The sequence below is a fragment of the Saprospiraceae bacterium genome, from assembly GCA_016712145.1.
Classification (GTDB): Bacteria; Bacteroidota; Bacteroidia; order Chitinophagales; family Saprospiraceae; genus Vicinibacter.
On record JADJRO010000001.1, the window covers coordinates 1,897,761 to 1,917,500 of the forward strand.

Here is a 19,740-nt window from a genome sequence, read left to right on the forward strand (position 1 = left end):
AGACAGAATATCATGAACACCATTTTTAAATACAAATTCATTTAGAATTCAATGGCTATTCTATTTATCAATTCAATAATTTAAAATTGATATTCAATAAATTAAAATTTCGACAAAGGCATTAATGGTTATTCCTAAGAATAATCATTCATAAATTCCGTCAATTATCAATTGACTTTATATATATATTGTTATTGTTTTACTAAGACAAATATAATAACAAAAAAAAAAAAAAAAAACGAATATTTGTTATGATTTATTTTCAAACTTTAACATATTAATATTTATATAATATCTATTTAACTAAATAATTGATTTTTACATATTATATAAAATAATATGTACTGATTTTGAATTTAGAATAGCTAATTGGATTTGTTCAATTGGGCCTATCATTCATCAAGCCTTGAAAAAATTGCTTACTTAAACCTATTTACTACCTAGACGTCTAGAAAAAACAATGACGGCATTTAAATTTTAACCATTTATCTAATACAAAAATCCATAATAGAAAACGCTATAGCGCCCTGAAATCTCATTAGATAAGTTAAATTCAACTGCGATCATCAAATTAATTTTAATCATAATATGTTTTTATCTTTACCCTTTATCAGAAAATAGCATCCTATGGCTCAAGCCCATAATTATACCGAAGAAAACATACGGTCCCTCGACTGGAAAGAACACATTCGCCTCCGCCCGGGGATGTATATTGGCAAATTGGGCGACGGCACCACTATTGATGACGGGATTTACATCTTACTCAAAGAAGTCATAGACAATTGCATTGATGAATATGTCATGGGATATGGCCGGGAAGTAGATATTGATATCAAAGATGGCATTGTAACGGTGCGCGACTATGGGCGTGGAATTCCATTGGGCAAAGTAATTGAATGCGTTTCCCAGATTAATACCGGCGGAAAATACGACAGCAAAGCGTTTAAAAAATCGGTCGGATTAAATGGTGTGGGTACCAAGGCAGTAAATGCACTCTCGAATTATTTTAAGGTGCAATCCATCCGGGATGGTAAAACCAAAATTGCAGAATTTGAGCGTGGTAATTTAATCAAGGACAACAATCTAAAATCAACCGATGAAGTCAATGGGACCATCATCAGTTTTAAACCGGATGAAAAAATATTTTCCCGATTTCGTTTTGTTCAGGAATTTGTAGAAAGTCGCATCTGGAATTATGCGTATCTCAATGCCGGATTGCGCATCCATTTTAATGGCAAAACCTACATTTCAAAAAATGGTTTGAAAGATATGTTGGAACGCCGCACAGATGGCGAGCATTTGCAATATCCAATCATTCACTTAAAAGGCGAGGACATTGAATGTGTGTTGACTCATGGCAATCAATACGGCGAACAATATTACAGTTTTGTAAACGGTCAATTTACTTCTCAGGGGGGTACCCACCTCAATTATTTCAGAGAGGCCATTGTTAAAACCATTCGCGATTTTTACAAAAAAGATTTTGACAGCAAAGACATTCATGCCGGGGCAATTGGGGCTGTAGCCATTCGCATTGAAGAACCCGTATTTGAATCTCAGACTAAAACCAAACTGGGTTCGACCGGGATCAGTCCGGAAGGAGCTTCGCTGCGCAACTTTATCGCAGATTTTGTTTGTAAAGAATTGGATTTGTATTTACATCAAAATACAGAAACTGCTAAAGAATTACTCAGTAAAATATTACAGTCCGAACGCGAGCGCAAAGAAATAGCAGGAATTAAAAAATTGGCAAACCAGCGTGCAAAAAAAGCCAATTTGCACAATAAAAAATTACGCGATTGTAAATACCATCTGACGGATACCAAATTAAAACCAGAACTCGCTGAAAACACTACCCTGTTTATTACTGAAGGAGATTCAGCCAGCGGTTCGATTACCAAATCCAGAAATCCAGAATTACAAGCGGTGTTTAGTTTGCGTGGCAAGCCACTGAATTGTTTTGGAATGACCAAGAAAATCGTTTACGAAAATGAAGAACTCAATTTATTGCAACATGCTCTGGATATTGAAGATGGAATCGAAAATCTCCGATACAATAAGGTGGTGATTTCTACCGATGCAGATGTAGATGGCATGCACATCCGACTTTTATTATTGACGTTTTTTCTACAGTTTTTTCCAGAATTGGTACGCAATGGACATTTATTTATTTTAGATACGCCATTATTTCGGGTGCGGGATAAAAAACAAACTTTTTACTGTTATTCTGAGAAGGAAAAAACCGATGCCATCAATGCCCTTCGAGGGAAAGCAGAAATTACCCGATTTAAAGGATTGGGAGAAATCAGTCCGGATGAGTTTGCAGGATTTATTGGTTCAAACATTCGATTAGAACCGGTTATCATTCATGAAGATTCACACATTGAAAAAATATTGGAATATTATATGGGTAAAAATACCGGGGATCGGCAGGATTTTATTATCGAAAATCTTCGAGTCGATCTGGATAAAATCAGTGCCGATACTGAAATGGCTACCGAAGAAGAAATCATAGCCTAAGCCCGCAACGGATCGATTCCAAGCTGATAAACAGGCTATGAAATTTTATATTGAAACCGATCGCCTCATCCTCCGTGATTTTCTAGAATCGGATGTGGAAGGGATGTATGAATTGGATTCCAATCCGGAAGTGCATCGTTATTTAGGAAACAATCCAATAAAAGAAATAAACCAGATCCCACCTATCATTCAGTTTGTACGTAAGCAATATGAAGAAAATGGCATAGGTCGGTGGGCCGTCATCGAGAAAAAAACCAATGCATTTATAGGCTGGTCAGGATTAAAACTTGTCAAAGAAACCAGGAATCAACAAAGCAATTATTATGATGTAGGATATCGTCTCATACAAAAATATTGGGGTAAAGGATATGCAACTGAATCCGCTCAAGCATCTCTTAACTATGGATTTGGCGAAATGAATTTAGAGACCATTTGTGCTGCTGCTCAAGCTGATAACATCGCCTCCAACAAGGTTCTCAAAAAATGTGGAATGAAATTAATAAACCAATATCTTGAAAACGAGGTGCATGAAAACTGGTATGAAATTAGCCAATCGCAATGGCGTGAATTCATCCCATAATCATGTGAATTTATAAGCACTAAAAATCCAAAAATATCTTTACATCGTAAGTTTGTCTATCAAATAAAAATATATGATAGAACTTTTAGCAAACTTGCAACCGCTGATACTCGTAGGTATGTTAATCCTGATGTATGGTATTGAAAACATGCGTCCTTATTTACAAAAAGCCCCCAACCAAAAACAACATGATCTTAGAAATGCAGGAATGAGTCTAATCAGTTTTGTATTTAATGGATTGCTTAGTTTAGGCGTATTGGCAAGTGTCGAATGGACAGCCAGCCATCAATTCGGCTTATTAAATCAAGTCAATTTACCGAATTGGTCAGAGATCCTGATTGGATTGCTTCTGATTGATCTTGGGAGTTATGGCGTGCACAATCTTTCCCATCGGATCCCCTTGTTGTGGAGATTTCACCGGGTCCACCATTCCGATCCCAATTTAAATGCTACCAGTTCGCTGCGATTTCATCCGTTTGAAGTCGTATTAACCCAAGGCATTTATCAAGCAACGGCAGTTGCTGTTTTTGGCATATCTATGACCACCTTTATCGTATATGGAAGCATTGCATTGCCTCTAATTATTTTACAACACAGCAATGTCAAATGGCCGGATTGGATCGAACAACCAGCACGATATATTATCGCTACACCCGGCTGGCATAAAATTCACCACAGTGACGATCGACCGTTAACGGATTCACATTTTGGAGATGTTTTTACATTCTGGGATCGCATATTCGGCACTTGGAAACCGACCAACCCAGAAACAATTCAATATGGCCTCACTGAATTAAAAGATGAATCCAAACAAAGTATTGGATATCAGATGCTGCTGCCCTTTAAATAGAATTACGAATTTTCAATTACGAATTACGAATGGGGATTAATTCAAGATTCCTTTCCATTACTATTATAAATATATCTTTATACTTTGCAATTAGTTTTATTTCAAGGTATTATTTATCAATAATTTAAATGTACCTTTATAATTCGTAATCCGTAATTGAAAATTCGTAATTGACTAATGAATCCTTGGCACGACGTAAGTCCTGGTGAACAAACACCGGAATTTGTAAATGGTATTATCGAAATCCCAAAAGGGACCCGCGCAAAATATGAAATTGATAAAGTCAGCGGGTTATTAAAATTAGACCGTGTATTGTATTCCTCGGTATATTATCCTGCAAATTATGGATTCATACCCAGGACCTTATGCGAAGACAAAGATCCCTTAGACATATTGGTACTTTCCCAATTAGAATTTGTACCACTTTGTTTGGTTTCCGCAAAAGTAATCGGAGTCATGCGCATGGTGGATCAGGGCGATGCCGATGATAAAATAATTGCGGTGTGTGCGGGTGATCCCAGTGTAAATCACATCAACGACATTTCTGAATTACCAAAACATTTTATTTCTGAATTGCGCAATTTTTTTGAAGACTATAAGAAATTAGAACATAAAACAGTTTTGGTAGAGGATTTTCTAGACCATACACTGGCAAAACAAATTATCCTGGATAGTTTTATTATGTATCAGGAAAAATTTCCGCAGGCTATTTAATAAAATACACAATTAAAAATTATTTAGATTCAGTAATAAATTTTAATTCATTTTCATTTACAAGCCAATCTTTTAATACATTTCCATTAAGGTCTTTAAATTCTAATTTTAAAGTTCGTTCTTTAGGTTTTCCATTTATAAGAAAACGGGTATAGTTATTTTGATTGACCGTTTTATCAGCTAATAAATCCGGATTATTAATTTCCCTTTCGCTTAAAATATGCGGTCCTGCAGTAAGGGAAGAATTGACAATATCATACAAGTAATATCCATTTTTCAATTTTTTTCTGGAAATTTCGCTATGATGCCTGTCACCGGTTAAAAAAATCACCCCATTGATTTGTTCGTCTTCAATAAATTGTAATAATTCCTGTTGTTCCAAAACAAAATGGACCATGCAATCATGGTTGTTGTATTGATTCAGAATTGGTGTACCATTTGCAATAATCTTAAAAGGCGCTCTACTGGTCAGTAATTGATTTTTAAGCCAATTCAACTGTTGTTTCCCCCACATCTTTTTATTTGGATTTGGTTGGCCGTTGATACTGTCCTTCATGTAATCCGAAGTCCTGAAACTGCGGTCATCCATTAAAAAAAAATCAACATCATTGTAACTAAACCGGGTATAAATCCCTCCCTGGTCAGCTACTTGTGGATTGCACCAATATTGATCGAATACCTTACGCGTTTCTTCTTTATAAATAAATGATTGATTGTCATTGTTGAGTCCGTAATCGTGATCATCCCAAATCGCATAGTGAGCCATTTTTTTTAAGAAAGGCTGCAGGGTTGGCCTGCTTCGATCCCTGGACGCGCGATACCACAAACCCCAGTTACTGCCGTAATCCACTTCCCGGTAATACCAATTGTCACCAAGCCACAGCATAAATGCAGCATCCTCCTTAGCCATTTGATTAAAAATACTCGAATCCCCTCCGTAGGGTTTACCCGGGCGATCAGAGACCGTTTCATTGGTGAAGGCACAACTGCCAGCTAAAAAACTAAAATCGGGTGAAGGAAACCTGTAATTCCACAGGACCTGGGTTTTAAAACGTCCTGAAGCGTTTGCAGGTCTTGTTTTATTGTTTACAATCAATTGGTAGCTATAGTTTGTGCCTGGCTGTAAATCAATCAGATTAAATTTATCAATCTGGTGATTAAACCTTACAAATGATTCCGGGGAGAGGCTTCTCTTTTGTTCCAAAGCAGCTTCTGGCCAAAATTCCAGTTTTATAACACTTCCAGGCTTAGACTCGCACCAAATGGAGGCGGTTCGCAATTCTACCGGACCCAGCATCGGTCCGCTAATCAATTGACTCCTTATTTCTGAGGAAATAAGACATATAAACAATAAAAAATGCAACTTTTTCATTAGAATCGGGTCATTATAGAACAAAGATAGACTCCATTTTAACAAGCCATTTTACCTAATCAATATTTATCTTAGCCACTCAGTGAATACCGCATCCCTAAATACAAAATGTTCTTACTTTTTGAAATTAGCATTGGCATGCTGCTTACTGGGTTTGATTGGACCCATTAAACTGGCAGCGCAAGATCAAAGTCTGATCCAATTTTCAGGGCGGGTATTTTCAGAATACAAACAAGCGCTTCTGCCATTGCCTTATGTTGGCGTGGGAATATTAAGATCCCGACGTGGTGGATTTACAGATGAAAAAGGTTTTTTTTCAATTGCGGTACAAAGAGGCGATACCATTCAATTTAATTATGTTGGATATAAAAAAGTGTTGCGATCTATACCTGTAGATTTCGAGGAGAATCAAATTTATTTAGAGCTTATTTTACAACCGGATACCTTTCAATTAGAACGAGCCATTGTATTTCCAATTCCATCAAAACAACATTTTAAACAAGAGTTTTTGGAAATGGATGTAAGTGATAAACTGAAAGAAATAGCACAAAAAAATATTGCATCCGATGTGTTGGCTAAAATCGAACCTGGAGTTCCTTCAGACCCTCGGGCGCATATGAGTCTATACATGGCTCAGGAAGCTCAAAAAGCCTATTACGATGGTCAATTCCAACCACAGAAAATTTTCAGTCCGATTGCCTGGATTGAATTTTTTAAAGCGCTCAAACGGGGTGACTTTAAAAAGAAAAAGAAATAAACTTTACTCTTTAATCAATTTCAGATTGTATCTTATTAAAGACGTATCCACGAATACAATAAAGTAAATGCCTGCTTGCCAATTGGAAACATCGACTTTATTTCCAACGGTACGTGTTATCGTCTGTCCTAACTGATCGTAAATTGTAATGTCTCTAATTGAAATACCATCCGGATTTACAATTTCAAAATAGTGATGTGCAGGATTAGGCGTGATAAAAAATGGAGACAAAGGCTTAACATCTTCATTGGCAACAATGCCACAATTTGGTAAATTGAAGGTCGGCTTAGAGGTAATTTTAAATAAACCCGTACCATCCGGACACCGCTCCATGGATTGATCTGTAGGTATTGCTCCAAAACGGATACTATCTAAGACCAAGCCATCCTGTCGTGTAAATATTAATTGTTCTCCACTGGCAGACAACTTAAAATTTGCATGTACGCCGCTGGGCGTTTGACTGTCTTCGTCACACCAAATGATGAGTCTTCCTTTCGCCGGTATCGAAATGCCTGATGGAAATTCAAATTTCTCCATATTGGAATCATCATCCGTCAGAAACAATTTACTTAAGTCAACAGTTTGATTTGTGTTGTTATACAATTCAATCCAATCTTCGAATTTATCATCCGTAGTGTCTAACACAGTCGATTGATTTGAACTCATAAATTCATTGATAACCACATCTCCTTTTTGAATATCCGTTAATTTTTCATTTACTTCCAAGGTATGATATTCGAATTCTGCTCTGCGGGGTGAATACAAACCAATGGAATTATTTTCTGCATAAATATAAAATTGTGTTTTACGGGTTTGTGCAATAATATAGGCGCCATAAATACTGTCCCCGGCAATCCCATCCTGATGGAGTCCATCGTCGTATAAAGTTTGATAAACAAAAGGGCTGTATTTGTTTTTTCTAAAACCAACAAACGCATTGTTTTGATTTGAAAGTTTAACTGATATCCAAATGGAATCTCCAACAAATCGATTTTGAATGTCGGCAGTATAATTACCAATAGTTGGAGCAATGTAATTGTATTCCGGAGTGGTTTTATAATAAGCAAGTCTGGCCGTTTGTAACGTAAGAAGTCCTGGTGAACTTCCTCCCGGTCCTCCACCGCCAGAAATGGCAGCAGTCAACGACGTCTGAAATTGGGCGTAGGTTGTAAGATTATTGGGATCATTTTTAACCAGGGTATCCACGATCGACTGCAAATACTTAGCATTTGTTTCAAACCCATTTCCAATAAAATTTTCCTCAACAATTGTTTTTAAATGGGCCAGATACATCCGTTTATATGTGGCATTGCTCAATAAACTTGAAATCAATGGACGGTCTGCATTGGTTGACTGATACAAAATGGACAATTTATCGACAGAACTGCCACTTCCTGGAAAACCTCCAAAGGACATGTTGAGATCCCAAATTACCGGTAGGAAGCGTCCATAATCATCTTCGTATAAATAATAATTTTGTGAGAAGGAGCCGGTATAACTGTCATAATTGCTCATAACATTATTGTATGCATGCATCCATAAACTTCGATCTACATCAACAATTTTTGGAATGTTGCTGGTTTTGATCCGAAGACTATCCATCAAGGCAATGAGTTTATACCAACCCACTGTATTTTCCATTCCATAATAAATTAAATATTTGCTGCTGTCATAGGTATTGAATTTTAAATTACTGGTTGAGTTATTTCCAGGTCGATCCGGATTGCCCTTTACAAATACATGATCTGAAGAACCAAAATGTTCGCTGCAAAATTTTTTATTAACGGTTTCTACGTTGGTATATAATCCTATTAAGGATCCATTGATATAGACTAGTGCAAAATTTGCAACCGAACAATCCATATACTGAGATAAAATTTGATACGAAATAACTTCTCGAATTGCAGAAGGATCGGAAAAATTATTACCCAATTTTATGCTCTCGTAGTTATGGTAATCCTGATTTTTTATAAAGTCCAATTTTATATGCAGTGGATTTTTTATCCGACCTGCATTATAGCTGCTATTTCCTTTGTATTTAACGCCTACACTATTGTATCGAACTCCGTTAATCATGCAATAATCGGCTATAATGTAATTTTCCTTACCGGCCTTGGCTGTATCCAATCGATAATCCCAATTGCTGTAACTGAAAAACAAGGATATTTCCTGAACTTTTTCAACATTATAAAAGTCATCCTGTGCCGGTAAGGTATTGTGTAAAAAAAGACAAAAGATGCTTAGTAAAACAAATTGTACTGGTTTCATTTCAACAAAACTTAGAAAACTGAATTAAATAAGGAAGTGCCTAATCGAGCTTACAAATATACCAATCTCTTACGAAATTAAATGATTCCTGGTTGGTTAAAGGCACAATTGCTTTCCCAATTCGATTTAATTAAACTAGCAGTAACAAAGAATTCCAATAGTGCTGCACAACAATTGAATCATTTGACATTCAATAATTTAGTAATAAACAATCCAGGGTTTTTTATAATTAAAATGGTATTACTTTTGCCGATATTCTTTATATGAAAGTTACAGATTACCTTAAACAAGCTAATGGCAAGACCTTGATATCTTTTGAGGTATTGCCGCCCTTAAAAGGAGGGAGTATTAATGCTATTTTTCAAAGTCTGGATCCCTTAATGGATTTTAAACCACCCTTTATTGATGTAACCTATCATCGGGAAGAGTTCTTATACAACATCCAACCCAGTGGATACTATCAAAAAATAGCAATCCGCAAAAGGCCCGGTACCGTTGGAATCTGTTCAGCCATTATGCATCATTATGGTGTTGAAGCAGTTCCACACTTGATATGTGGCGGTTTTAGCAAGGAGGATACAGAAAATGCACTGATTGAATTGCATTTTTTAAATATTCACAATGTGTTGGCCTTACGGGGAGATGCACGAAAATTTGATGAAAAATTTATCCCGGAACCTGGTGGAAATGAATACGCGTTGGATTTAGTTCAACAGGTTGGCAGAATGAATCAAGGTGTCTATTTAGATCCCTCCATTGAAAATGGATCCCGAACTGATTTTTGTGTCGGAATTGCAGGCTATCCGGAAAAACATTTTGAAGCACCCAATATGAAATCGGATCTGAAATATACCCGTAAAAAAATGGAAGCAGGTGCGGATTATATCGTGACTCAAATGTTTTTTGACAATCAAAAATATTTTGATTATGTAAGCCAATGTCGCAAAGAAGGAATCCATATTCCAATCATCCCGGGAATTAAGCCACTTACAAAACGTTACCAGTTGGGTTCGATTCCAAGAAATTTTTACATCAACATCCCAGATGATTTGGTTAAAGAAATAAATAAAGCACAAACCGATTTAGCAGTTAAAGAAGCCGGAATGGAATGGTGTATTCATCAATGCAAAGAATTGATAAAAAATGGCGCACCCTGTATCCATTTTTATACTATGGGAGACAGTCAAACCGTTCGCAAAATTGTGGAACGCGTTATTTGATAATAAAAAACAAACGAATGAATTCACCGTTAGTCATTGATCCTTTATTAAAATCCTGGATACCTTATCCACAAGATTCAGATTTTCCGATTCAAAATTTACCTCTTGGAATTTTTTCAAAATCAGAAGGAATTCCAAAAGTTTGTTCAATTATAGGTGACCAGATTATCGACTTATTTGGTTTGTATTCAGATGGATTCATACAATGTCCGGGATTGGAAATTTCTGATTTAGCAAGTGATTCTCTGAATAAATTATTAGAAAAAGGAAAAAACAGCATCCGCGAAATTCGAAAGGATTTAGTTCAACTTTTTTCAGAAGCAAATAAAAAAGACCAATCTCTAATTAAAAACCATTTATATCCTAAAAATTCAGTCAAATTGCATGTACCGGTAAAAGCAGGTGACTACACCGATTTTTACAGCAGCCGCGAACATGCCACAAATGTTGGAATGATGTTTCGCGATCCGGCGAATGCACTTTTGCCAAACTGGTTGCATTTACCGGTTGGTTATCACGGTCGTGCTTCTTCTATTGTAGTTTCCGGTACAGACATTAAACGTCCCAAAGGCCAGATCCAATTAAAGGATGGGGAAGCGCCCATCCTGGATGCTACCCGACAATTAGATATTGAGTTGGAATTGGCTTTTGTAATTGGTAAAGAAAATAAATTGGGTGATTCCATCCCAGTTGGCAATGCAGAACAACACATTCAAGGCTTACTCTTATTTAATGATTGGTCTGCTCGCGACATACAACGTTGGGAATATGTACCATTGGGTCCTTTTTTAGCTAAAAATTTTGCTTCAAGCATTTCCCCCTGGGTGGTTGATTTAGATGCTTTAGAACCTTTTCGTACAAATGGACCTGTGCCAACAGTCACCTTATTGGACTATTTAAAAATTGATAAACCATCTAATTTCAACATCGAATTAGCCGTTTACTTAATCACTCCAGATGGTACAGAAAATCTGCTTTGTAAATCAAATTCGAAGTATTTATACTGGAGCATGTCCCAACAATTGGCTCATCACACTATAAATGGCTGCAATATGCAAATTGGAGATCTCTGTGCATCCGGAACGATTTCTGGTCCAACTCCGGAATCTTATGGTTCCCTGTTGGAACTTGCCTGGAAAGGAACAAAACCCTTGTTGATGAAAGATGGCACGACACGGAGTTTTTTGCAAGATGGAGATACTGTAGTTATTAAGGGATTTGCACAACATGCCCAGTATCGAATTGGCTTTGGTGAAGTTTCAGGCCGAATCGTAGCCTAAGTTAACAAGTCATGTATTTTTTTTATTTAAATACTTACTATATTTGATTGGCGTTCAAGTCGCTTTGAATTTTATTACTATTTCTAAATCTACCTGTTCAAAATCATAGCTATGAAAATTAAAATAATCTCTGTATTGCTTATTTACTTTTTTATAAGTTCATTTACCTGTAAAAAAGAAGAAAGTCCATTATGTGCTCATTTCTATATTGAAGTTACACATGATACTCAGGACAATTTATTAACGGTCCAAACATTTAATGGATTGGGGCCATTTAAAATTGTTTGGTCAACTGGTGCGTCTGGTAATTCAATTGATGTGATTAAGCCGGGATTGTATAGCGTCACCGTTACAGATGGAAATGCTTGTGTAAGAACAAAATCAATTACCGTAAATTAGTTTTTATACGTACGATTCAGGATTCTAAAGATCCTGGTATCTCTTTTTATTTAAAGAACCTTCATGCATTAAATAGTATCATGTGAAGATTCTAAAATAGATAAACTGAAAATTCATTTTATTTTCAATAGCCTCTTGTGTGGTAGTTTCAGAAAAACAACCAATGGCCTTTTACACATCCTTTTGAATTAATTTCTAAGCTTGGAGCCGGTATTTTAATAATATTTAAAATGCTTAATCCGGTTTTAAGAAAATGATTCTTGACTTTGAGCTTACTCAAATCTAAATCTAATGAAAGATAGTATTGCCGGAATCGTTTTTCTGATTCTAAAATGTAGTGATCATTCGGAGTTACCCATTCATTTTTAAATCCACCATATAAATTATCGGATCCATAGCCAATAGCAACATTCAAATAAGCAGGCCAAACGGATTGGATTGTTTGTGAAAACATGCCCGGATTGAACGATAACCAAAAAGTCTGGGCATTATAATCTTTTAACACGCTATTGAAATAGCCGCTTCCATATAAATCTCTGGCTCTGGATTGATAGCTGGTTGTGTGACCCGCCTTTCCAATAATTGCTTGGTCTGAGTAGTTTTTGGGATTCGCTGAAAGCTTTAATTTAAATTTTTGATCATCCCAAAGCAATTGTTGTCCAACAAAAAATCCAGATCCAAGTAAATTAAAATAAACATCCGGAAAACTAAATCCATATTCCGGACTAAAGCCATCCAATACTTCAATCGTTGTTTGAAATAACATTGCAATTGAACTTCCCAAAATCAATCCCTTCTTTTTGTTTAGTCCAGTCCAACGTGCACCTTGATAACACAAAGCAGTTTGGAAATAGCTATCAAAACCATGTGCTACTTTATCCATTTGATTCCATTCACCAAAATCATTGAAGGTGTGAAATGAAGTTTGTTCTGATTTCGAATACCAGGCTTTAAATAAACCGATTGAAAATGCAGAATACGTTGCAGTAGTAAATCCACTTGCAAGCAATACCCGACGCTTGTTAAGCGTATCAGATGGAGTAAAAAAACTTTGATAACCAGATTGAGCTTGAATAGAAGCTAGAATCCCACAAAAAAAAACCAGACTTAAAGCGCACTGTTTAAGTCTGGTTGTAATGTTCATATAATTTATGTCAATACGACTCGCGATTAGTAGCGATAATATTCCGCTTTGTATGGACCATCTTTTTTAACTCCGATGTAATCGCTTTGTTTGGTATTTAATTCTTCTAATTCAACACCAATTTGTGCTAAATGCAAACGGGCCACTTTTTCATCCAGGCTTTTAGGCAAGGTGTACACCTGGTTTTCGTAACGATCTGCATGTTGCCATAATTCCAATTGCGCCATGCATTGATTGGTAAACGAATTACTCATTACAAAAGAAGGATGTCCTGTGGCACAACCTAAATTGACTAAGCGACCTTCTGCCAATAAAATAATATCCTTTCCATCTACTGTATATTTATCAACCTGAGGTTTTATTTCAACATGTGTTTTTCCAAAGTTACTTTTTAACCAGGCCACATCAATTTCATTATCAAAATGACCAATGTTGCAAACGATGGTTTTGTCTTTCATCGATCTGAAATGTTTTTCAGAAATGATATCACAATTGCCCGTGGCAGTAACGACAATATTTGCCAATTTAACTGCATTTTCCATTTTTAATACTTGAAATCCATCCATTGCTGCCTGTAAGGCACAAATCGGATCGATTTCCGTTACAATTACCCGGCAACCTGCACCACGCAATGAAGCAGCAGATCCTTTTCCAACATCACCATAACCAGCGACTACCGCTACTTTACCAGCCATCATAATATCCGTTGCACGACGAATGGCATCTACGCAGGATTCTTTACAACCGTATTTATTGTCAAACTTAGATTTTGTAACTGAATCATTTACATTAATACAAGGTAAAGGAAGGTTACCGTTTTTCATACGGTCATACAAACGCAATACTCCCGTTGTTGTTTCTTCAGAAATTCCACGAATGCCGCTGATAAGTTCTGGATAATGATCCAAAACCATATTGGTTAAGTCTCCTCCATCATCTAAAATCATATTTAATGGCTGCCCATCTTTAAATGCAAATAAGGTTTGCTCGATACACCATTCGAATTCCTCTTCATTCATGCCTTTCCATGCAAAGACTGGAATGTTTTTAGCTGCGATTGCTGCTGCGGCATGATCCTGTGTTGAGAAAATATTACAGGATGACCAACTTACTTCAGCTCCTAATTCAATCAAAGTTTCAATTAAAACGGCCGTTTGAATGGTCATATGCAGGCATCCTGCTATGCGGGCACCTTGTAATGGTTTGGATGGGCCAAATTCAGTACGAAGGGACATGAGTCCTGGCATTTCTGCTTCAGCCAACTCAATTTCTTTACGACCCCAGTCTGCTAAACTTATATCTTTAACCCGATACTTTAGATGTGTTGCTACTTGCTCCATATTTTCAAATTTTGCGCAAAGTTATTAATAAATTTCTTATAAAATAAGAACTTGACTCCTAGCGTGTTAATGGCTATTTAATAACAGCTTTTGCTGAAAATTGTTGTACAAATTATGGTCGAATTAAGGTATTAATTCGGGGATTCATTAGACTAAACCAAAGCGGTGGAATCAAAGCAATTAAAATACTGGCAGGATAACCAAAAGGCAATTGTGGACTGTGCAGTTTGCTCTCCAAATGCTGATATTTAACAGCTGCTTTTTCATGATGGTGCGGATGTCGGGTCAATTCATATAAAAATATGCGACCTAAAACATGGTCTGAATTCCATGAGTGAAAATTTGTAACGCGTTCAATTTGATGATTGTCCAAAAGGTTTCGTTGAAGTCCATAATGCTCTATATAGTTGATGGATTCTAATAGCAGGATTGCAATCAACGCAATTCCCAAAGCAGAAACCAAACCCAACAGCCCCGCAATCAAATAGCAAATACCCAAATAACAAAATTGTAACACCAGTTGGCAAAGCAACTGATTTTTCCAATGAAAAAATGGCAGTTGGCATTGTTCAAGTCTTCTTGCTTCCAGAAAGATTGATTTTTTATAAACACCTGCAATACTCCGAATCCAAAAACGAAAAAGGGATTCATTGAATCTGGCTGAAGAAGGGTCTTTTGATGTTGCTACATACTTATGATGCCAGAAATTGTGTTCGACTGTAAAGTGCATATACAATGCAGGTAATAACAATGCCTGGGAAAAGATTTTATTGATCAACCCGGGTCTATGTCCTAATTCATGCGCTACATTAATTCCCATAACACCCGTACATATTCCCAAATTTAATACCAGCAAAGTCCAAATCCAAAAATCCAGCGGCTGTGATTGCAACATGAATAAAAAGTAAAAATTAAGGAAATAAAGCAATGGAAGGTTTAAATACAACAGGATATCAAAATAGATCGCATTGCTTTGTTGTTTTCGGATTATCGCAGTTTCATTGGTTGAATTGATAGGTAAAAAGAATTCAAGTATTGGAATAAATACAAATCCAAGATAAAAACTCCCAGGAGCAAACCAGGATTGAAACCAAAGGCCCATAAACCCAAGTATCGGAATAAAAATTGCAAATAGGTATTTCAATTAATATGGATTGATTCGTTTGGAAGCCATAAATATCTTGATAAAATAAACTATCTTTATTTAATCTTAATTTATCAGTATGAACAAAGTTACCTGTTTTATTCTATGCTTGGTATTGCTGCACACTACTTTACAGCTTCAATCGCAACAAACAATTCGCACTAATTTAGTGCATGATGGCCTAACCAGAACTTATTCCTATTATTTGCCTGCAAATTTTAATCAATCTAAATTTTATCCCCTTGTATTCAATTTACATGGATACGGATCCAATGGGGATCAACAAGAATTCTACGGAGATTTTAGAAAAATAGCCGATACTGCAGGTTTTATATTGGTTCATCCAAACGGCACAGTATTTCCACAAACCACCCAACAATTTTGGAATGTTGGATTAGTAGGCAGCAGCAATGTGGATGATGTTGGGTTCATCCATGCTATCATTGATACCCTTTCTAAGGTCTATTCTATTGACGCTGATCGAATCTTTAGTACCGGCATGTCAAATGGAGGTTTTATGAGTTATCATTTAGCGTGTGTTAGCAATCGCTTTGCCGCCATTGCATCTGTAACCGGTTCGATGACCTTCTTGACACAGACACTATGTAAAAATGCTCAACCCATTCCCGTAATGGAAATACATGGAGACGCCGATGCAGTTGTCAATTACAATGGATCTACAGGAGTTTTATCGATCCCAGACGTATTGGATTTTTGGATTCAAAAAAATAGCCTGGACAAACAAAAATTAATTAAATCATCTGTTCCAGATATCAACAAGACCGATGGGGCAACTGCGGAATTATATATTTATCCTGGAACGAATGAAGTTCAACATTACAAAATACTAAACGGAGCGCATACCTGGCCCGGATCCCCTTTTGTAATTGGTACTACTTGTCAAGACTTCAATGCGAGTCTTGAAATTTGGAAATTTTTTAGCAAGTACAAACGAAATCTGGTTTCAAGTGAGGATTTAACTAATTTTTATATTGAGCTGTTTCCAAACCCGGCTTATGATAAGGTATTGATTTCAACCCAAAATAATTTGCAATTACCGATGAAAATAGAAATTATTAACAGCGTCGGACAGAACTATCTTTCAAAAAGTTTAAATACATCTCCGTATGAATTACAAATAACGAATTTGCCTTCCGGAATTTATTTTATAAATTTTATACAAGGATCAACTAAATACACCAGGCGATTTATTAAACAATAATATATAGATTCCATTTTACCCATGAAGTGCAGTTACATTGACTTTTTCAATTCCGATTAGATGCAATTCGATATGACGATCGTGTGCTTTGTTTTCAAATTCCGAAATGATTTCTAATATATCATAGTCAATAAAATTGCATTCCCCACCATCGATAGTCAGAACACAATATTCTGGTACTTCATCCAATACCTGGCGCAATTTAACTTTATTTAAAAAGCTGACATTTGTATTTAATTTGATGTATTCAGATTCAATTCCGTTAATAGTTTTTCTGGTAATTTTATATTCTGCCTTAAAATTATTTTGGATTATAAAGTAAATTGATAAAAGTAATCCAATACTTACTCCTATAAGTAAATCCGTAGACAAGATTACTAAAATCGTAATGCTAAAAGGAATAAATTGCTTCCAACCCAAACTCCACATGTTGCGATACAATTTAGGTTTAGTTAAATTTAATCCTGTTACCAACAAGATTGCCGAAAGCGATGCATAGGGAATTTTATTTAGTACAAATGGAATCAACAATACTGCTAATAATAAAAAAAGTCCATGAGTAAATGCAGCCATTTTGGTTCGGGCACCTGCATCAACATTTGCTGCACCCCGCACCACTACAGCAGTTATTGGCAATGCGCCTAAACAACCGCAGGCTATATTTCCAACACCTTGAGCTAGTAATTCCCGATTAATGGGTGTAATTCTATTCCTTTTATCTAATTTATCAATTGCTTCAATGCATAATAAGGTTTCCAAACTTGCCAATAAACCAATTAAGATTCCATCTTTCCAAAATTGAACATTGTCAAACAATTTTGAAAAATCCGGAAATGCAATGCTTTCAAATAGATTATTAGAAATCTGAACCAATTGTGTTTGTTTTAAAGCATGTGTCTGGATATAATCATTTAGCAAGCTATTGATTAATATCCCAAGCAACACAACAACAAGAGGTGCAGGAATTACCTTCCATTTTTTTGCTCTGGGATGTTGAAAAAATAGTAAAATACTAATACCACTTAATGCGATTAATACAGCAGCACGTGTACTGTGCTTGTAAAAATTTTGAATATTTCCTAAAAAATGATTGGACGAAAATAAATTTAAAAATCCGCTTGTCCAGAAATCGGGTTGATCATAGCCAATTGCCAGTGGAATTTGTTTCATAATAAGGATAATTCCAATAGCAGCTAACATTCCTTTAATTACAGATGAGGGGAAATAGTTTGCAATCAAACCAAGTTTTAATAAGCCTAGCAGAATTTGAAATGCGCCTGCGATGACAACTGTCAATAAGAATACTTTATAATCACCCATGGATGCAATGGAAGCTGCAACCAAGGTCGTGAGTCCGGCGGCAGGACCGGATACAGCTAACTGAGAATTACTAATTAGTGGTACAATCATCCCGCCAATAATTCCAGAGAGCAATCCAGAATAGAGTGGGGCTCCGCTGGCCAATGCAATCCCCAAGCAAAGTGGGAGCGCAACCAAAAACACAGAAAGCCCCGCAGGCAGATCGTGTTTAAACCACATGATTTTATAATATTTAATGGTTCGTTTCATGGATTAAATCGAACTGCTAAATTAGGGCGAATCGTTGAATGATAGCTGATAAGCTGTTAAGCTGACAAGCTGTTAAGTTGACAAGCTGTTAAGGTTAAAGCTTGGAATGTATGATTTAAAATGATTCGAATAATAACTCCGGAATTTCTTTGGGCTTATTAGCTTTTTAGCTTAATAGCTTTTTAGCTGACAAGCTGTTAAGGTTAAAGCTTGGAATGTATGATTTAAAATGATTGGATTAATGACGTTGGTATTTCTTTTAGCTTAATAGCTTATTAGCTAGTCAGCTTAACAGCTTCTTCAATTGTCCCAAAAAAAAAGCCCTGACACCAACGTGCAGGGCTTTTGAAAAAAAACGGCGGCGTCCTACTCTCCCAGATTTGCGTCTAGTACCATCGGCGCAGAAGGGCTTAACTTCTCTGTTCGGAATGGGAAGAGGTGGAACCCCCTCGCTATAGCCACCTAAAACTTTTTCCCGCGATGCGGGATATTTTTTAAAAAAAAGGTTGGAAGAGAAAAAGAGCAGAAGATTTTGAAAAAAAAAGGAAGTTTAGGGGTAATTAGTACTACTCGGCTGAACGTATTACTACGATTTCACCTATAGCCTATCAACGTAGTCGTCTTCTACGACCCCATGTAACACTCATCTTAAGGATAGCTTCGCGCTTAGATGCTTTCAGCGCTTATCTAGTCCGTACATAGCTACTCTGCGCTGCACCTGGCGGCACAACAGATACACTAGCGGTACGTCCGACTCGGTCCTCTCGTACTAGAGTCAGCTCCCTTCAATGTTACAACGCCCACCACAGATAGAGACCGAACTGTCTTGCGACGTTCTGAACCCAGTTCACGTGCCACTTTAATCGGCGAACAGCCGAACCCCTTGGGACCTTCTCCAGCCCCAGGATGTGACGAACCGACATCGAGGTGCCAAACCTCCCCGTCGATATGAGCTCTTGGGGGAGATCAGCCTGTTATCCCCGGCGTACCTTTTATCCTTTGAGCGATGGCCCTTCCATGCGGAACCACCGGATCACTTTAGCCAACTTTCGTTCCTGGTCGATCCGTCGATCTCTCAGTCAAGCGCCCTTATACTAATACGCTCTACGCATGATTACCGACCATGCTGAGGGCACCTTTGCAAGCCTCCGTTACTCTTTAGGAGGCGACCACCCCAGTCAAACTACCCACCACACACTGTCCCCTGTTGTTACAGGGTTAGAACCTAAATATAAAAAGGGTGGTATTTCAAGGACGACTCCACCGACACTGGCGTGCCAGCTTCAAAGTCTCCCACCTATCCTACACATCTTATATTCAAGCACAATGTGAAGTTGTAGTAAAGGTGCACGGGGTCTTTT

The 19,740-nt window shown here is 36.8% G+C and carries 15 protein-coding genes and 2 rRNA genes (1 of these 17 cut by a window edge); 9 read left to right on the plus strand and 8 right to left on the minus strand.

Translation table 11 applies throughout. The annotated features are described in order from the left end of the window. Positions 1 to 627 precede the first annotated feature (627 nt). The 4 genes from IPK91_08050 to IPK91_08065 all read left to right on the plus strand — a co-directional run bounded on the left by IPK91_08050 (position 628) and on the right by IPK91_08065 (position 4,664). Complete coding sequence (locus tag IPK91_08050; GenBank protein ID MBK8297214.1) at positions 628 to 2,520, plus strand: type IIA DNA topoisomerase subunit B; 1,893 nt, start codon at positions 628 to 630, stop codon at positions 2,518 to 2,520. Between the two features lie 37 nt (positions 2,521 to 2,557). After that, a complete protein-coding gene (locus IPK91_08055; protein ID MBK8297215.1) occupies positions 2,558 to 3,100 on the plus strand; it encodes a GNAT family N-acetyltransferase in 543 nt (180 codons plus the stop codon). Between the two features lie 73 nt (positions 3,101 to 3,173). Continuing rightward, complete coding sequence (locus tag IPK91_08060) at positions 3,174 to 3,950, plus strand: sterol desaturase family protein (protein ID MBK8297216.1); 777 nt, start codon at positions 3,174 to 3,176, stop codon at positions 3,948 to 3,950. Positions 3,951 to 4,127: 177 nt separating this feature from the next. Further along, positions 4,128 to 4,664, plus strand: a complete 537-nt coding sequence (locus tag IPK91_08065) for an inorganic diphosphatase (protein MBK8297217.1) — start codon at positions 4,128 to 4,130, stop codon at positions 4,662 to 4,664. A 19-nt stretch (positions 4,665 to 4,683) separates the two neighbouring features. Here the strand turns inward: IPK91_08065 and IPK91_08070 are convergent, their stop codons facing one another. Next, complete coding sequence (locus IPK91_08070) at positions 4,684 to 6,036, minus strand: alkaline phosphatase family protein (protein ID MBK8297218.1); 1,353 nt, start codon at positions 6,034 to 6,036, stop codon at positions 4,684 to 4,686. Between the two features lie 121 nt (positions 6,037 to 6,157). Between IPK91_08070 and IPK91_08075 the strand changes: the two genes are divergently transcribed. Then, entirely contained in the window at positions 6,158 to 6,793 is a 636-nt protein-coding gene (locus tag IPK91_08075; GenBank protein ID MBK8297219.1) for a carboxypeptidase-like regulatory domain-containing protein, read from the plus strand. Between the two features lie 3 nt (positions 6,794 to 6,796). Here IPK91_08075 and IPK91_08080 read toward each other — a convergent pair whose 3' ends face one another. Next, entirely contained in the window at positions 6,797 to 9,061 is a 2,265-nt protein-coding gene (locus IPK91_08080) for a CotH kinase family protein (GenBank protein ID MBK8297220.1), read from the minus strand. A gap of 263 nt (positions 9,062 to 9,324) precedes the next feature. Here IPK91_08080 and metF point away from each other — a divergent pair, with 263 nt between their 5' ends. The 3 genes from metF (at position 9,325) to IPK91_08095 (ending at position 11,960) form a co-directional block, all read left to right on the plus strand. Then, positions 9,325 to 10,281: a methylenetetrahydrofolate reductase [NAD(P)H] gene (gene metF, locus IPK91_08085; GenBank protein MBK8297221.1), complete on the plus strand. Its 957-nt coding sequence runs from the start codon at positions 9,325 to 9,327 to the stop codon at positions 10,279 to 10,281. A gap of 17 nt (positions 10,282 to 10,298) precedes the next feature. Beyond that, complete coding sequence (gene fahA / locus IPK91_08090; protein MBK8297222.1) at positions 10,299 to 11,561, plus strand: fumarylacetoacetase; 1,263 nt, start codon at positions 10,299 to 10,301, stop codon at positions 11,559 to 11,561. Positions 11,562 to 11,672: 111 nt separating this feature from the next. Further along, positions 11,673 to 11,960 carry a hypothetical protein gene (locus IPK91_08095; protein ID MBK8297223.1) on the plus strand — a complete coding sequence of 96 codons (288 nt, stop codon included), beginning with the start codon at positions 11,673 to 11,675 and terminating at the stop codon, positions 11,958 to 11,960. A gap of 148 nt (positions 11,961 to 12,108) precedes the next feature. Here IPK91_08095 and IPK91_08100 read toward each other — a convergent pair whose 3' ends face one another. From IPK91_08100 to IPK91_08110, 3 genes are all read right to left on the minus strand, one after another. Continuing rightward, entirely contained in the window at positions 12,109 to 13,104 is a 996-nt protein-coding gene (locus IPK91_08100; GenBank protein ID MBK8297224.1) for a DUF2279 domain-containing protein, read from the minus strand. A gap of 26 nt (positions 13,105 to 13,130) precedes the next feature. Beyond that, complete coding sequence (locus tag IPK91_08105) at positions 13,131 to 14,444, minus strand: adenosylhomocysteinase (GenBank protein ID MBK8297225.1); 1,314 nt, start codon at positions 14,442 to 14,444, stop codon at positions 13,131 to 13,133. Positions 14,445 to 14,556: 112 nt separating this feature from the next. Continuing rightward, complete coding sequence (locus IPK91_08110; GenBank protein ID MBK8297226.1) at positions 14,557 to 15,588, minus strand: alkane 1-monooxygenase; 1,032 nt, start codon at positions 15,586 to 15,588, stop codon at positions 14,557 to 14,559. Positions 15,589 to 15,667: 79 nt separating this feature from the next. Between IPK91_08110 and IPK91_08115 the strand changes: the two genes are divergently transcribed. After that, positions 15,668 to 16,810 (plus strand): T9SS type A sorting domain-containing protein, encoded by a 1,143-nt coding sequence (locus tag IPK91_08115; protein MBK8297227.1) that lies wholly within the window; start codon positions 15,668 to 15,670, stop codon positions 16,808 to 16,810. A gap of 15 nt (positions 16,811 to 16,825) precedes the next feature. On the opposite strand, the gene IPK91_08120 is transcribed toward IPK91_08115, so the two are convergent. From IPK91_08120 to IPK91_08130, 3 genes are all read right to left on the minus strand, one after another. Beyond that, positions 16,826 to 18,379 carry a SulP family inorganic anion transporter gene (locus IPK91_08120; protein ID MBK8297228.1) on the minus strand — a complete coding sequence of 518 codons (1,554 nt, stop codon included), beginning with the start codon at positions 18,377 to 18,379 and terminating at the stop codon, positions 16,826 to 16,828. A gap of 353 nt (positions 18,380 to 18,732) precedes the next feature. After that, positions 18,733 to 18,845, minus strand: a 5S ribosomal RNA gene (gene rrf, locus IPK91_08125). A 74-nt stretch (positions 18,846 to 18,919) separates the two neighbouring features. Then, positions 18,920 to 19,740 (minus strand): 23S ribosomal RNA (locus IPK91_08130) (it continues 2,070 nt past the right edge of the window).

What these genes read in the sequence shown, in the direction of transcription:
- IPK91_08050 (MBK8297214.1), top strand. Translation starts at nt 628, where the DNA reads ATGGCTCAAGCCCATAATTATACCGAAGAAAACATACGGTCCCTCGAC.
- IPK91_08055 (MBK8297215.1), top strand. Translation starts at nt 2,558, where the DNA reads ATGAAATTTTATATTGAAACCGATCGCCTCATCCTCCGTGATTTTCTA.
- IPK91_08060 (MBK8297216.1), top strand. Translation starts at nt 3,174, where the DNA reads ATGATAGAACTTTTAGCAAACTTGCAACCGCTGATACTCGTAGGTATG.
- IPK91_08065 (MBK8297217.1), top strand. Translation starts at nt 4,128, where the DNA reads ATGAATCCTTGGCACGACGTAAGTCCTGGTGAACAAACACCGGAATTT.
- IPK91_08070 (MBK8297218.1), bottom strand. Translation starts at nt 6,036, where the DNA reads ATGAAAAAGTTGCATTTTTTATTGTTTATATGTCTTATTTCCTCAGAA.
- IPK91_08080 (MBK8297220.1), bottom strand. Translation starts at nt 9,061, where the DNA reads ATGAAACCAGTACAATTTGTTTTACTAAGCATCTTTTGTCTTTTTTTA.
- metF (MBK8297221.1), top strand. Translation starts at nt 9,325, where the DNA reads ATGAAAGTTACAGATTACCTTAAACAAGCTAATGGCAAGACCTTGATA.
- fahA (MBK8297222.1), top strand. Translation starts at nt 10,299, where the DNA reads ATGAATTCACCGTTAGTCATTGATCCTTTATTAAAATCCTGGATACCT.
- IPK91_08095 (MBK8297223.1), top strand. Translation starts at nt 11,673, where the DNA reads ATGAAAATTAAAATAATCTCTGTATTGCTTATTTACTTTTTTATAAGT.
- IPK91_08100 (MBK8297224.1), bottom strand. Translation starts at nt 13,104, where the DNA reads ATGAACATTACAACCAGACTTAAACAGTGCGCTTTAAGTCTGGTTTTT.
- IPK91_08105 (MBK8297225.1), bottom strand. Translation starts at nt 14,444, where the DNA reads ATGGAGCAAGTAGCAACACATCTAAAGTATCGGGTTAAAGATATAAGT.
- IPK91_08115 (MBK8297227.1), top strand. Translation starts at nt 15,668, where the DNA reads ATGAACAAAGTTACCTGTTTTATTCTATGCTTGGTATTGCTGCACACT.
- IPK91_08120 (MBK8297228.1), bottom strand. Translation starts at nt 18,379, where the DNA reads ATGAAACGAACCATTAAATATTATAAAATCATGTGGTTTAAACACGAT.